Genomic DNA, 12,928 nt, shown 5'->3' on the forward strand with positions numbered 1-12,928 from the left:
CCCGCCGGGTTCCGATGGCGCGCTTCGGCACTTCCCCGAGGACGGGCGCCCCCCGGAAAACGCCTCCGGACCGCCCAGCCCGCCGGGTTAAGGTCAGGACATGGCTTCCGAGGATGCGGACGAGAACGTGCAGCGTGACTCCGGCGGATCGGGCGACGTGGCCTCCGTCCAGGACGCCGAGGGTTCTGGAGCCGCCGGTGCCCAGCCGGTCGACCCGAAGATCGCCGCAGCGGTGGCTGCCGCCGAGGCCGCCGGGCCGGCGAGCGGCGAGACCGTGCGGATCGACAGCTGGATCTGGGCCGTCCGCCTGATCAAGACCCGCTCCCTGGGCGCGACCGCCTGCCGTGGCGGGCACGTCCACGTCAACGGCGAGCGGGTGAAGCCCGCCTACTCCGTGCGCGTCGGTGACGAGGTGCGCCTGCGGCACGAGGGCCGGGAGCGGGTCGTGATCGTCAAGCGGCTGATCCGCAAGCGCGTCGGCGCCCCGGTGGCCGCCCAGTGCTACGTCGACAACTCCCCTCCTCCCCCGCCCCGCGAGGCCGTGGCCCCCGTCGGCCTCCGCGACCGCGGCGCCGGCCGCCCCACCAAGCGGGACCGCCGCGAGATGGAACGACTGCGCGCACTGGGCGGCATGGGTGGACTCGGCGGGCCGAGCGGGCCGACCGGGCTGGGTCGCCCGGGCGGGTCAGGCGGGACAGGCGGGTCAGGGAAGGCACCAGGACCTGGCGGGCAGGGCGGGCGGCCGCGGGGGCGGTGAGCCGCCGCCCGCGTGTGCCTCATCCCCATGTCCCTGCACACCAGTGACTGCGTCTGCGCACCGTGACGTCGGCCAGGCCCACGCGCCCCGGCCGACGTCACCGGCGGTGTCCAGCACGGGTCAAGCCCGTCGGCCCGCCCGCTTCAGCAGCCGCAGCAGTTCCGCGTTGTGCCCGCGCCGGGACCAGGCGATCAGCACGAGCGGCACGATCAGGATCAGCGGGGTCGCAGCGTACCGACCGTCGAAGACGGTGACCTGGACGATGAACGCGCCCACCATCAGGGCGCTCAGTGCGATCGCCGCCACCGACTGCAGCACCGGCACCAACAGCGCGACCGCACCGGCCAGTTCGAGCGCACCGATGGTGTACATACCCACACTGCCCCAGCCGATCTTGTCGAAGGATTCGACGGCCGACGGGTGCGCGATCAGCTTGGGCAGGGCGCTCGCGATCCCGTAGAAGAGGGCGAGCAGCACCTGCACCGCGCGCAGGGCGATCCGGGCGAGGCGACCGCGAGTGGTCACGGAAGCGGTGGAGGGAGCGGAAGCGGCGGGGGCGGTGGTCTCGGGCATGGGGGTCTCCTGGGTGAAGCGGTCCCGGTTGCTGTCACCGAGGTAGACCGCCCGCAGCCCGAGAACTCATCGCTCTTACACCACCGGTACCGCCCGCACCCACATCCCGTCGGGAGTGAGATAGGTGTCCACCTCCAGTCCCGCCTCTGCAAGCGCCTCCTCGAACTGCTCCTTCGTGAGGGGCCGGGCCAGGAACGTCTGGGTCCAGACCGCGTCCGGGAACACGTACTCGGCGCGCACCGAGTTCACCCCCTCGCCAGCCGGCTCCGACGACGCGATCCGCACGGTGAAGCCGCTCGGGTCGTCCCGCTGCCTCGGCACGTTGGTGTGGTAGTCCGCGCCTTCCCGCTGGATGAGCACGCAGCCGCCCTTCGCCACGTGCCGGGCGCAGGCGCGCAGCATGCCCCGCCTCACCTCGACGTCACCGTTGTGCACGAGGAACGACGCGAGCATCACCACGTCGAACCTCTCGTCCAGGTCCAGCCTCTCGATGGGGCCGCATATCGTGCGTGCCCCGCGGACGTGGGCGAGCATCTCGGCGGACTCGTCCACCGCCGTGACCGTGAAACCGCGCTCCAGCAAGGGGTGGGTCATCCGGCCCACTCCGCTGCCCAGCTCCAGGATGTGTGCCCTGGCGGGCACCGCCGCGGCGATGACGTCCGGCTCGTCCCCCACCGGGAGCCGCGTGTACAGCTCGACCGCGCAGCCGTCCGGAGTGATCGCACCGGGTCCGGTTCCGTCGTATCCCTCACGCATTTCGACTGTCATGCCCGAACAACGGGCGGCTTCCGCACGCCCGTTCCCGCCCAGCCCTGATTCACTCGTTCGAGTCATTCGCCCTGCAGCGGGAACCTCTGGAGCGGGAACCAGCCGTGCCCGATGTACCAGTACCCTCCGGCCCGCAGATGGCCGGTCGCAGGCGGACGGCGTCAGCGGGCCGTGGAAGTCGGGGATGTGCAGGTTCAGGCAGGGTGTGCCGGGTGCCGCTTCCAGGTGACGCCCCAGGTCGGCCAGGGTGCGGCGAAGGTGCCGTGCAGCGCGGGCGGAGCGGACGCGAGCAGCTCGCCGAGGTCGGGCGTGCGGCCCGTCCGGCCCAGGTCCCGGAGCAGCTCCTCGACGCCCTCTCGAGAAGGCGCCGCGCGCCCGGGTCACCCGGCACCGTGCGCCGCGGCGACACCAGTTCGTTGATCTCCTCGTGCCGCACGGCCAGGTCGAGGAGCACTTCGGGCAGGTCGTCGGCGTCCGGCAGCACGGCGCATCCCCCTTCGACGAACGTCGTTGATGAACGTCCCCGACGAAGAGTACGTTGAAGGAGGAGTGGTGATCCGATGCGTACGGGCAGTGAGCCGGCGACCGCGCGCAGTGCGCTGCGAGCGCGCTTCTGGCTGAGCGTGTGGGGGCTGGTCTGGGCGATCTTCGGCACGGCGGCGTTCGCGCTCGTCGGACGCCCCGGCTGGGCGGCCGTCTGCGGGGTGCTGTGGTTGGTGGCCACCATCGACATGACCATGATCCTCAGACACATCCGGCAGGGCCCGCACTACCAGCCGGGCCGGGACGTACCGCCGTACCGGCCGCCGGACAACGGCCCGCCCTACCCACGGCCGAGCAGCCGTCCCTACCCGCGCCCGTCTCGACCGCACCACCCGTGACGGCGGCCTGCGGATCCTGATCCCTCGGCGCGCCTCCAGCGCGGACGTCGGCGCGGACCCGTCGGCGTGGACTCCCCGGCGCGGACCGGCCGGCGGTCAGGACTCGAAGCCGGCCGCCTTCAGGTACTGCGGGTTGGGGTCGAGCGCCGCTGCCAGCCGGAAGTGACGCTTGGCCTGGTCGGCGCGGCCCTGGCGTTCATAGGTGCGGGCGAGCGCGAAGTGCGCGAACGCGTTGTCCGGCTCACGCTCCAGCACGATGGTGAACTCGAGTTCGGCGGGCCTCAGTTGCGCGGCAGCGAAGAAGGCACGCGCACGCAGCAGCCGGGCCGCGGTGTTCTCGGGATGTACGGCGATGACCCCGTCCAGCAGCTTCACCGCACCCCGCGGATCCCGCGCGTTGAGCAGCTGCTCGGCGGCGCGGAAGTCTATGACATGCGTCTCCGGACTACGTCCGGTCGAACCGCTGGTCTCGGGCACGGCAAAGTCCTTCCCTCACTGCGGCGGTTCAACGCCCTGACGCGGTCGGCTATTCCGCGCCGCCGTCGCCCGACCGCCCGTCCCCGGATGCCGCCCAGGGCTCGCGTGCCCGGCGCACGAGGTCGTCCCAGACCTCCGCCACGCGCTTGTGCAGCGCGTCCAGGGGTACGTCGTTGTCGATCACGATGTCCGCGATCTCCCGGCGCTGCTCGCGGGTCGCCTGCGCGGCCATGCGCGCGCGTGCGTCGTCCTCGGTCATCCCGCGCAGCCGGACCAGCCGGTCGAGCTGGGTCTCGGGGCTCGCGTCGACGACGACCACCAGGTCGTACAGCGGCGCCAGGCCGTTCTCGGTGAGGAGCGGCACGTCGTGGATCACGACGGCGCCCTCGGTCGCGGCGCTCTCCAGCTCGTGGGAGCGGGCTCCCACCAGGGGATGCACGATCGAGTTGAGGACGGCCAGCTTCTCGGGATCGGCGAAGACGATGGAGCCGAGTCTGGGCCGGTCCAGGCTGCCGTCCGCGGCGAGGATCTCCTCACCGAAGGCCTCCACCACGGCCGCGAGCCCGGGCGTCCCGGGCGCGACGACCTCGCGCGCGATGCGGTCGGCGTCGATCAGCACGGCCCCGTGCTCCACGAGCAGCCGCGACACCTCGCTCTTGCCGGCGCCGATGCCGCCGGTCAGGCCCACTTTCAGCATGAGCGGAAGCTTAGGCCCTGCCACTGCCAGGGCCACCCCTGGCGCCAGATCCACGACCGGGCCCACCGACCGGGCCTAGTTCTCACCCTCACGCTCCGCCAGGAACCGCTCGAACTCCCGCCCGATCTCGTCGGCCGACGGAATCTCGACCGGCTCGGCGAGCATGTTGCCCCGGGTCTCGGCGCCCGCGGACGCGTCGTACTGGTGCTCCAGGCCCTGAACGAGCGAGGTCAGCTCCTCGTCGCCCTCCTGGATCTGCCGGTCGATCTCGGTCTGCGTGCGGTGCGCGTCCGTACGCAGGGAGTGCGCGATGCCCGGCAGCACCAGCCCGGTGGCGGCGGTGACGGCCTCCAGGACGGTCAGCGCGGCGTCCGGGTACGGGGAGCGGGCGATGTAGTGCGGGACGTGCGCGGCGACGCCCAGGACGTCGTGTCCGGCCTCCATGAGACGGTACTCCAGCAGCGACTCGGCACTGCCGGGCACCTGGGCCTCGTCGAAGGGGCTGCGGTGGCCCGGGATCAGGTCGGTGCGGTTGCCGTGCGGGGTGAGGCCCACGGGGCGGGTGTGCGGGACGCCCATGGGGATGCCGTGGAAGTTAACGGACAGGCGGACGCCGAGCCGCTCCACGATCTGCCGTACGGCGGCCGCGAACCGCTCCCACTCCACGTCCGGTTCGGGCCCGGACAGCAGCAGGAAGGGGGCGCCGGTGGCGTCCTGGACGAGGTGGACCGTGATGGCGGGCTCCTCGTAGTCGGTCCAGCTGTCCCGCTTGAAGGTCAGCAGCGGGCGGCGGGCCCGGTAGTCCACGAGCCGGTCGTGGTCGAAGCGGGCCACGACCTGGTGGGGCAGTGAGTCGAGGAGCCGGTCGACGATCTGGTCGCCCGTTTCACCCGCGTCGATGTATCCGTCGAAGTGGTAGAGCATGACAAGTCCGGCCGACTCCTGGGCGAGCGCCATGTCGACGACGGCCAGGCCCTTCGGCTCCCATGCGTACAAACCCTGCGGATCAAGCACTGTGACCGCTCCTCCTCGTGTTCCTCTTCGACAACGTCCCCTGGGGCGTGGGCATTCCCGCGTCAGGCCGCTGATCAGGCGCCTCGCTCCGCACACCTTGACGCCCCGTCAACTGGTCCGTACCTTCACGAAGACCGGAGTTCATATTCACGCACAACGTTCATGTATGAGATCTCGTGTCCGTACGACGGGAAGGCACCCCTCATGCGCACGCGCACGCTGCTCACCTCCCTGCTCGCCGCGACCACCGCCACCGGCGGTCTGCTCCTGTCCGCGGGCCCGGCCCCGGCCGCCTCGACCATCGAGGTCGGCACCGCGGCCCAGCTCAAGACCGCGCTCGGCAACGCGAAGCCGGGCGACACGATCCATCTCGCGGACGGCACGTACACCGGCAACTTCAAGGCGACCACACCGGCCGGCGCCACGGCGCGCATCACCCTCACCGGCTCCCCCAAGGCCGTACTCACCGCGAGCGGCGGCTACGGCCTGCACCTGAACGGCGCGTCCTACTGGACGGTCAGCGGGCTGACCGTGACCGGCGGCCAGAAGGGCATCATGATCGACTCGGCCAAGGGTGTCGTGGTGGACGGCGTCACGGTGCACGGGCTCGACATGGAGGGCGTGCACTTCCGCAACTCCAGCACGGACGGCGTGATCAGGAACTCGCGGATCTACGACACCGGGAACGACGGCCGGGGCATGGGCGAGGGCGTCTACGTGGGGACCGCGAACACGCTCTTGGACAAGAGCGACCGCATCCAGATCCTGAACAACACGATCGGCCCCGGCGTCGGCGGCGAGAACGTCGACATCAAGGAGGGCACGACGGGCGCGCAGATCGTCGGCAACACGTTCGACGGCAGCGGGCTGACCGGCGCCAACTACGACGACTCCTGGGTCGACGTGAAGGGCGACAACGTCCTCGTCCAGGACAACACCGGCCGGAACACCAGCAACGACGGCTACCAGACCCACACCCAGCAGTCCGGCTGGGGCTGCGGCACGGTTTTCAAGAACAACAAGTCAACTTTGACCGGCGCCACCGGCTCGACCCGGCTGGCGATCGACGTGACGAACTACAGCACAAGCTGCAGGACGACGGTCTACAGCACCAACACGGCGACCGGCGGCAAGGGCCTGACCAACATCCCGGTCACTTCCTGACACGGGCGACCCGAACTCCCCAAGGGGCGCGGGGAACTGCGCGACCAGACGGCCGGCGACAGAACGACGACCGGCAGGCTCCCGAACAAGTCTGAGGGGCCGCACCTCGAAAGGTACGGCCCCTCAGAACTATCGGCTAAGCCCAGCGGCTAGCGCTCAGCTCTGGCCACCGGCCAGCTTCTCGCGAAGCGCGGCCAGCGCCTCGTCCGAGGCCAGGGCACCAGAGGTGTCCGCGCCCTCGGAGGAGTACGAACCGCCGGTCGCGGCCGGAGCGGCGGCCTCGCCACCCTCGGCGGCAGCGGCAGCGTCGGCCTCGCGGGACTTGATGACCTGCTGCTGGTGCTGCTCGAAGCGGGACTGCGCCTCGGCGTACTGGCGCTCCCACTCCTCGCGCTGCTTCTCGTAGCCCTCGAGCCAGTCGTTGGTCTCGGGGTCGAAGCCCTCGGGGTAGATGTAGTTGCCCTGGTCGTCGTAGGACGCGGCCATGCCGTACAGGGTCGGGTCGAACTCGACCGAGGCCGGGTCGGCACCGAAGGACTCGTTGGCCTGCTTCAGCGAGAGGCTGATGCGACGACGCTCGAGGTCGATGTCGATGACCTTGACGAAGATCTCGTCGTTGACCTGGACGACCTGCTCCGGGATCTCCACGTGGCGCTCGGCCAGCTCGGAGATGTGGACCAGACCCTCGATGCCCTCGTCCACGCGGACGAACGCACCGAACGGAACCAGCTTGGTGACCTTACCCGGGACGACCTGACCGATCTGGTGGGTCCGGGCGAACTGCTGCCACGGGTCTTCCTGGGTCGCCTTCAGCGACAGGGAGACACGCTCGCGGTCCATGTCGACGTCGAGAACCTCGACGGTGACCTCCTGGCCGACCTCGACAACCTCGGACGGGTGGTCGATGTGCTTCCAGGACAGCTCGGAGACGTGGACCAGACCGTCGACGCCACCCAGGTCCACGAAGGCACCGAAGTTGACGATCGAGGAGACGACGCCGGAACGGACCTGACCCTTCTGGAGGGTCGTGAGGAACGTCTGGCGGACCTCGGACTGGGTCTGCTCGAGCCAGGCGCGGCGGGACAGGACCACGTTGTTGCGGTTCTTGTCCAGCTCGATGATCTTGGCCTCGAGCTCCTTGCCGACGTACGGCTGGAGGTCGCGAACGCGGCGCATCTCGACCAGGGAGGCCGGGAGGAAGCCACGGAGGCCGATGTCGAGGATGAGACCACCCTTGACGACCTCGATGACGGTACCGGTGACGATGCCGTCCTCTTCCTTGATCTTCTCGATGGTGCCCCAGGCACGCTCGTACTGGGCGCGCTTCTTCGAGAGGATCAGGCGGCCTTCCTTGTCCTCCTTCTGGAGGACCAGGGCCTCGATCTCGTCGCCGACGGCGACGACCTCGTTCGGGTCGACGTCGTGCTTGATCGAGAGCTCGCGGCTCGGGATGACACCTTCGGTCTTGTAACCGATGTCGAGCAGGACCTCGTCCCGGTCGACCTTCACGATGACGCCGTCGACGATGTCGCCGTCGTTGAAGTACTTGATCGTCTCGTCGATCGCTGCGAGGAAGGCTTCCTCGTTACCGATGTCGTTGACCGCTACCTGCGGGGTGGTGGCGGTGGTCTCGGTGCTGCTCGTCATGTGGGAAAGGGCTCCGGTACGGACATTGAAGTCGTAGGTACTGCTTACGCCGGGAGCCCGTTTCGCTCTGCAGAAGCCGGACAGCCAAGGAAGCGCCCCACCAGAGACTGGTGATGGCGCCTCGACAACCGAGGGGACATACAACAGATGCGAGCGCAGCCTGCTACGTCTGAGGTGCGCAGGCCCGCAGCGCAACTTGTAGCATACGGGGGCAGCCGGGCAGGGTCAATGCGCGAAGGCGCACACCCGGGGCGGATCGCCGCATACCCGGCACAAGAATCGTCCCAGGAGGCCACGCAGGGGCCGTGGGACCCCTTCCGCGACGCACTCGCCCGGGCGGGTTGCACGGAAGAGTACGACGAGGGAGCCGATCATCCAAGAGTCCGAAGCGCTCGACCCTGAGGGGTTCGAGCCGGAAGCCACCCGACGTGACGCCGGGGTCGCGGAGAGCACCCGGGCCAACCGTGGCTGGTGGGACCGAAACGCCGACGAGTACCAGGTCGAGCACGGCACGTTCCTGGGCGACGACCGCTTCGTGTGGGGCCCGGAGGGCCTGGACGAGGTGGAGGCCGAACTGCTCGGCGCCCCGGAGGACCTGAAGGGCAAGGACGTCCTGGAGATAGGCGCGGGCGCGGCCCAGTGCGCGCGCTGGCTCGCCGCCCAGGGCGCCCACCCGGTGGCCCTGGACCTCTCGCACCGCCAGCTCCAGCACGCCCTGCGCATCGGCCGATCGTTTCCCCTGATCTGCGCCGACGCCGGCGCGCTGCCCTTCGCGGACGGCTCCTTCGACCTGGCGTGCTCCGCGTACGGGGCGCTGCCGTTCGTGGCCGACCCACGGCTGGTGCTGCGCGAGGTGCGGCGGGTACTGCGGCCGGGTGGCCGGTTCGTCTTCTCGGTGACGCACCCGATCCGCTGGGCGTTCCCGGACGAGCCCGGCCCCGAGGGCCTGTCGGTGTCCGCGTCCTACTTCGACCGCACGCCCTACGTGGAGCAGGACGACGAGGGCCGCGCGGTGTACGTCGAGCACCACAGGACGCTCGGCGACCGGGTCCGGGACATCGTGGCCTCGGGCTTCCGGCTCGTGGACCTGGTGGAGCCGGAGTGGCCGGCCTGGAACACCTCGGAGTGGGGCGGCTGGTCTCCGCTGCGCGGGAACCTGATCCCGGGTACGGCGATCTTCGTCTGCGAGCGGGACTGAGCGGCGTCGCTCACTGAACGCCCCGCACGCGCGCGTGCGGGGCGTTTTCGACGTCGTACGACACTAGGGGCGTGATCCGTTACGACGCCCTGGACGCGCTGCCCGTCCGTGCCGCCCTGCCCGCCCTGAGCGACGCCCTGGAGGGGCACGGCACCGCCGTGCTCGTGGCGCCGCCCGGTACCGGCAAGACGACGCTGGCACCGCTCGTGCTGGCGGGGCTGGTCGGCGGCGGCCCGGCGCGGCGGGTCGTGGTGGCCGAGCCGCGGCGGATCGCGACGCGCGCGGCGGCCCGGCGGATGGCGTGGCTGCTGGGCGAGAAGCCCGGCGAGAGCGTCGGCTTCACGGTGCGCGGCGAGCGGGTCGTGGGGCGCCGCGCGCGCGTGGAGGTGGTGACGACCGGTGTGCTGTTGCAGCGGCTGCAACGGGATCCGGAGCTGGCCGGCGTCGACGTGGTGGTGCTCGACGAGTGCCATGAGCGGCATCTGGACGCCGACACGGTGGCCGCCTTCCTCTGGGACGTACGGCAGACGCTGCGGCCGGAACTTCGGCTGCTGGCCGCTTCGGCGACCACGGACGCGCAGGGCTGGGCGCGGCTGCTCGGCAACGCTCCGGTGGTGGAGGCCGAGGGGGTCTCGCATCCGGTGGACGTGGTCTGGGCGCCGCCCGCGCGTGCGGTACGGCCGCCGCACGGCATGTGGGTCGATCCTGCGCTGCTGGGGCATGTGGCGTCGGTGGTGCGGCGGGCGCTGGCCGAGCGGGAGGGGGACGTGCTGTGTTTCCTGCCCGGAGTGGGCGAGATCGCGCGCGTGGCCGGGCAGCTGGGCCATCCGGGTGAGGTCGAGGTGCTGCAGGTGCACGGGCGGGCGCCGGCCGCCGTCCAGGACGCGGTGCTGGCTCCCGGCGAGCGGCGCCGGGTGGTGCTGGCCACGTCCGTGGCGGAGTCGTCGCTGACGGTGCCCGGGGTGCGGGTGGTGGTCGACTCGGGGCTGGCACGGGAGCCGCGTGTGGACCACGCGCGCGGGCTGAGCGGACTGGCGACGGTGCGGGCGTCGCGGGCTGCCGGGCGGCAGCGGGCGGGGCGGGCCGGACGTGAGGCACCGGGTGTGGTGTACCGGTGCTGGACGGAGGCCGAGGACGTGCGTCTGCCGGCCTTCCCGGCGCCGGAGATCAAGGTGGCCGACCTGACCGCGTTCGCCCTTCAGGCGGCCTGCTGGGGCGATCGGGACGCCTCCGGGCTGGCGTTGCTGGATCCGCCACCCGGTGGGGCCATGGCTGCGGCGCGCTCCGTGCTGACAGCGGTGGGGGCGGTGGACTCCGCCGGCCGGGCCACCGATGTCGGTGTGCGGCTGGGGCGGTTGGGGGTGCACCCTCGGCTGGGGCGGGCCTTGCTGGACACCTCCGGTGGGGGTGCCTCGGTTGTCGCTCTGCTTTCTGAAGAGGTGCCGCGGGATTACGGGGATGATCTTGCGGGTGCGTTGCGGCGTGCTCGGCGTGGCGGTGACGCCTACGCGGGGCGGTGGGCTGCGGAAGTACGGCGCCTGCGGGCCGTATCGGAGGAGTTTTCGCACCCGCCCACCCACGACCGTCAGTCACACGTGGACGTCCAGGCCGGGCCCGGCACCGGTGACGACCGGATCGCCGGGCTGGTCGCCGCGCTCGCCTTCCCCGAGCGGGTCGCCAAGCTCGACGGTGGTTCCTACCTCATGGCGTCGGGGACCAGGGCCGAGCTGGACGACGGGTCCGCTCTGCGCGGCGCACCCTGGATCGTCGTCGCCGTCGCCGACCGACCCGGCGGAAAGGGGCACGCGCGGGTGCGGCTCGGAGCCGCCGTGCACGAGGACGTGGCGCGAGCGGCGGCCGGGGCCCTGCTCGAGGAGCGGGACGAGGTGCACTGGGCCGACGGGGATGTCGTAGCCCGGCGGGTCGAACGGCTCGGGGCCATCGAGCTGGCCGTACGGCCCCTGAAGGACGTCGAACCCGGGCTCGTGCGCGGCGCCCTCCTCGAAGGGCTCCGCCAGGAGGGGTTCGGGCTGTTGCGGTGGTCGCCGGAGGCGGAGGTGCTGCGGCAGCGGCTGGCGTTTCTGCGTGCGCACCTCGGGGAGCCGTGGCCGGACGTGTCGGACGAAGCGCTGCACGCGCGCGCGGACGAGTGGTTGGAGCCGGAGCTGAGCCGGGCCCGGAGACGGGCCGATCTCGGGCGGATCGACGCCGGACAGGCGCTCGCGCGGCTGCTGCCCTGGGCGAGCGGGGAGGCCGCCCGGCTGGACGAGCTGGCGCCCGAACGGATCGCCGTACCCAGTGGGTCCAGAATCCGGATCGACTACGGGGACCCGGAGCGGCCCGTCCTCGCGGTGAAGCTGCAGGAGATGTTCGGGTTGCAGGAGACCCCGGCGGTGGCCGGGGTTCCGGTGCTCGTCCATCTCCTCTCCCCCGCCGGACGGCCCGCCGCCGTGACAGCCGACCTCGCCTCCTTCTGGAAGGACGGCTACAAGGGCGTGCGCGCGGAGCTGCGCGGGCGCTATCCGAAGCATCCGTGGCCCGAGGACCCGGCGACCGCCGAGCCCACCCGGCACACCAACGCGCGGCTCAGGCGCTGACCGGTTCGGGTTCCGTCGCCTGTGCGGGTGCCGGGCCCTCGGGGCGGCGTCCGCGTGCCTCCAGGCAGAGGGAGAGCGCGAGGAGCAGGAGGCCGAGGCTCAGGAAGCTCCAGGGCAGGTAGGAGGTCATCAGCAGGACCAGGGTGCGGTTGTGCTTGACCAGGGCGACGGTGTGCTCGATGTAGTCCTCGCGCATCTTCACGTCCCCGGCGAACGCCGTTACCTTGGCGCGGCCGCCGAGGAGGGTGCCGCCGCGCAGCTCCTCCTTGTGGAGCTCCTCGCCGTAGACGGGCGCTCCGGTGACGGGCTCGACCCAGAACCTCCGGACCGTGCTGTACCAGCGGGTGGTGCCGGTCTTGGCCACCGACTCGGGGGTGATGCCCTGAACCGGCATGGCCTTGGGCATGGCTACCTTGGTCCAGGGGATGGTCTGTTCGAAGTAGTAGACCTTCAGGCCGCGGAAGGTCTGGGTGCCCTTGTAGTGGATGGGGCTGGTGGTGCGGGCCTGCGCGTCGAAGTACTCGTAGTCGCGCTTCTGGGTCAGGAAGGGCCACTTGAACTCGATGCCGTCCCGCTTGACCGGGTCGCCGTCGACCGACTCGCCGGTGGCGTGGACGGGGTCCTGGCTGTGGGCGTCGAAGATGTAGCGCTCCGGGATCCGGGAGACCATCTTGCCGTCGGGGCCCTGGACGTAGGACAGCCCGTCCCAGACGACGACGGGCCGTCCCGCGGTCTTCTCGATCCGCTCGGCGGCCTCCACGTCGCCCTTGAGGGTCTGCACGATGGTCACCCTGGAGACCTTCTTCGCGCGCATGGTGCCGTAGTCGAGGAGGGTCGCGCCCCTGGCCTCCAAGACCATGTCCTGGTACTGGTTCGCGGGGATCCTGGCCAGGCGCGGGAAGGCGTACCAGCGCAGCAGCGGGGACAGCGCCGCGAAGAACACGGCGCAGGCGAGCAGGACCAGGCTTGCCTTGCGGCGCATTCCGGCCTCCCTCCCGGACGGGCGCTGCTACGGGTGCGCGGGCACCGTCGTCAGCAGCGGCTTGGGGGACGTCCGGCCCGTCGGCGCACCCATGGCGGTGATCGCGAGGACCAGGGCGAGCGCGAGGGCGAGACCGGTCGCGGCGGCGATCAGGGCGCGCATGCGGGGCCTCC

At 71.2% G+C, this 12,928-nt stretch carries 13 protein-coding genes; 5 read left to right on the forward strand and 8 right to left on the reverse strand.

The features are described 5' to 3' along the window. The first annotated feature begins 100 nt into the window (after positions 1 to 100). Entirely contained in the window at positions 101 to 757 is a 657-nt protein-coding gene (locus tag ACWC5O_RS14305) for an RNA-binding S4 domain-containing protein (RefSeq protein WP_450587417.1), read from the forward strand. Positions 758 to 877: 120 nt separating this feature from the next. Here the strand turns inward: ACWC5O_RS14305 and ACWC5O_RS14310 are convergent, their stop codons facing one another. Both ACWC5O_RS14310 and ACWC5O_RS14315 read right to left on the reverse strand, forming a co-directional pair. Continuing rightward, a complete protein-coding gene (locus ACWC5O_RS14310; RefSeq protein ID WP_450587415.1) occupies positions 878 to 1,330 on the reverse strand; it encodes a DoxX family protein in 453 nt (150 codons plus the stop codon). Positions 1,331 to 1,405: 75 nt separating this feature from the next. Beyond that, the gene (locus tag ACWC5O_RS14315) at positions 1,406 to 2,086 is read right to left on the reverse strand and encodes a class I SAM-dependent methyltransferase (RefSeq protein ID WP_450587414.1); all 681 of its coding nucleotides are present in this window, start codon (positions 2,084 to 2,086) and stop codon (positions 1,406 to 1,408) included. A gap of 572 nt (positions 2,087 to 2,658) precedes the next feature. Here ACWC5O_RS14315 and ACWC5O_RS14320 point away from each other — a divergent pair. After that, on the forward strand, positions 2,659 to 2,979 hold the full coding sequence (locus ACWC5O_RS14320; protein ID WP_450587412.1) for a DUF6343 family protein: 321 nt from the start codon (positions 2,659 to 2,661) through the stop codon (positions 2,977 to 2,979). 96 nt (positions 2,980 to 3,075) lie between these two features. Here the strand turns inward: ACWC5O_RS14320 and ACWC5O_RS14325 are convergent, their stop codons facing one another. The 3 genes from ACWC5O_RS14325 to ACWC5O_RS14335 form a co-directional block, all read right to left on the reverse strand. Beyond that, complete coding sequence (locus ACWC5O_RS14325; RefSeq protein WP_450587410.1) at positions 3,076 to 3,456, reverse strand: tetratricopeptide repeat protein; 381 nt, start codon at positions 3,454 to 3,456, stop codon at positions 3,076 to 3,078. Positions 3,457 to 3,505: 49 nt separating this feature from the next. Then, positions 3,506 to 4,153, reverse strand: a complete 648-nt coding sequence (gene coaE, locus ACWC5O_RS14330) for a dephospho-CoA kinase (protein ID WP_450587409.1) — start codon at positions 4,151 to 4,153, stop codon at positions 3,506 to 3,508. A gap of 75 nt (positions 4,154 to 4,228) precedes the next feature. Next, on the reverse strand, positions 4,229 to 5,167 hold the full coding sequence (locus tag ACWC5O_RS14335; RefSeq protein ID WP_450587407.1) for a PAC2 family protein: 939 nt from the start codon (positions 5,165 to 5,167) through the stop codon (positions 4,229 to 4,231). 204 nt (positions 5,168 to 5,371) lie between these two features. Here ACWC5O_RS14335 and ACWC5O_RS14340 point away from each other — a divergent pair, with 204 nt between their 5' ends. Then, positions 5,372 to 6,331 (forward strand): right-handed parallel beta-helix repeat-containing protein, encoded by a 960-nt coding sequence (locus tag ACWC5O_RS14340; protein WP_450587405.1) that lies wholly within the window; start codon positions 5,372 to 5,374, stop codon positions 6,329 to 6,331. 156 nt (positions 6,332 to 6,487) lie between these two features. Here ACWC5O_RS14340 and rpsA read toward each other — a convergent pair whose 3' ends face one another. Continuing rightward, on the reverse strand, positions 6,488 to 7,978 hold the full coding sequence (gene rpsA, locus ACWC5O_RS14345; RefSeq protein ID WP_097255253.1) for a 30S ribosomal protein S1: 1,491 nt from the start codon (positions 7,976 to 7,978) through the stop codon (positions 6,488 to 6,490). Between the two features lie 370 nt (positions 7,979 to 8,348). Between rpsA and ACWC5O_RS14350 the strand changes: the two genes are divergently transcribed. Together ACWC5O_RS14350 and hrpB are read left to right on the forward strand one after the other, a co-directional pair. Further along, complete coding sequence (locus ACWC5O_RS14350) at positions 8,349 to 9,176, forward strand: class I SAM-dependent methyltransferase (RefSeq protein ID WP_450587454.1); 828 nt, start codon at positions 8,349 to 8,351, stop codon at positions 9,174 to 9,176. Positions 9,177 to 9,247: 71 nt separating this feature from the next. Then, a complete protein-coding gene (hrpB, locus tag ACWC5O_RS14355) occupies positions 9,248 to 11,773 on the forward strand; it encodes an ATP-dependent helicase HrpB (protein ID WP_450587403.1) in 2,526 nt (841 codons plus the stop codon). Here hrpB and ACWC5O_RS14360 read toward each other — a convergent pair. Both ACWC5O_RS14360 and ACWC5O_RS14365 read right to left on the reverse strand, forming a co-directional pair. Beyond that, positions 11,763 to 12,755 (reverse strand): DUF3068 domain-containing protein, encoded by a 993-nt coding sequence (locus ACWC5O_RS14360; RefSeq protein ID WP_450587401.1) that lies wholly within the window; start codon positions 12,753 to 12,755, stop codon positions 11,763 to 11,765. The two genes, hrpB and ACWC5O_RS14360, sit on opposite strands and share 11 nt — an antisense overlap. Positions 12,756 to 12,782: 27 nt before the next feature. Further along, positions 12,783 to 12,917, reverse strand: a complete 135-nt coding sequence (locus tag ACWC5O_RS14365; protein WP_316753571.1) for an SPW_0924 family protein — start codon at positions 12,915 to 12,917, stop codon at positions 12,783 to 12,785. Positions 12,918 to 12,928 lie beyond the last annotated feature (11 nt).

The organism is Streptomyces sp. NPDC001450, from assembly GCF_053597295.1.

What these genes read in the sequence shown, in the direction of transcription:
- ACWC5O_RS14365 (WP_316753571.1), bottom strand. Translation starts at nt 12,917, where the DNA reads ATGCGCGCCCTGATCGCCGCCGCGACCGGTCTCGCCCTCGCGCTCGCC.
- rpsA (WP_097255253.1), bottom strand. Translation starts at nt 7,978, where the DNA reads ATGACGAGCAGCACCGAGACCACCGCCACCACCCCGCAGGTAGCGGTC.
- ACWC5O_RS14310 (WP_450587415.1), bottom strand. Translation starts at nt 1,330, where the DNA reads ATGCCCGAGACCACCGCCCCCGCCGCTTCCGCTCCCTCCACCGCTTCC.
- ACWC5O_RS14315 (WP_450587414.1), bottom strand. Translation starts at nt 2,086, where the DNA reads ATGCGTGAGGGATACGACGGAACCGGACCCGGTGCGATCACTCCGGAC.
- ACWC5O_RS14360 (WP_450587401.1), bottom strand. Translation starts at nt 12,755, where the DNA reads ATGCGCCGCAAGGCAAGCCTGGTCCTGCTCGCCTGCGCCGTGTTCTTC.
- coaE (WP_450587409.1), bottom strand. Translation starts at nt 4,153, where the DNA reads ATGCTGAAAGTGGGCCTGACCGGCGGCATCGGCGCCGGCAAGAGCGAG.
- ACWC5O_RS14305 (WP_450587417.1), top strand. Translation starts at nt 101, where the DNA reads ATGGCTTCCGAGGATGCGGACGAGAACGTGCAGCGTGACTCCGGCGGA.
- ACWC5O_RS14340 (WP_450587405.1), top strand. Translation starts at nt 5,372, where the DNA reads ATGCGCACGCGCACGCTGCTCACCTCCCTGCTCGCCGCGACCACCGCC.
- ACWC5O_RS14320 (WP_450587412.1), top strand. Translation starts at nt 2,659, where the DNA reads ATGCGTACGGGCAGTGAGCCGGCGACCGCGCGCAGTGCGCTGCGAGCG.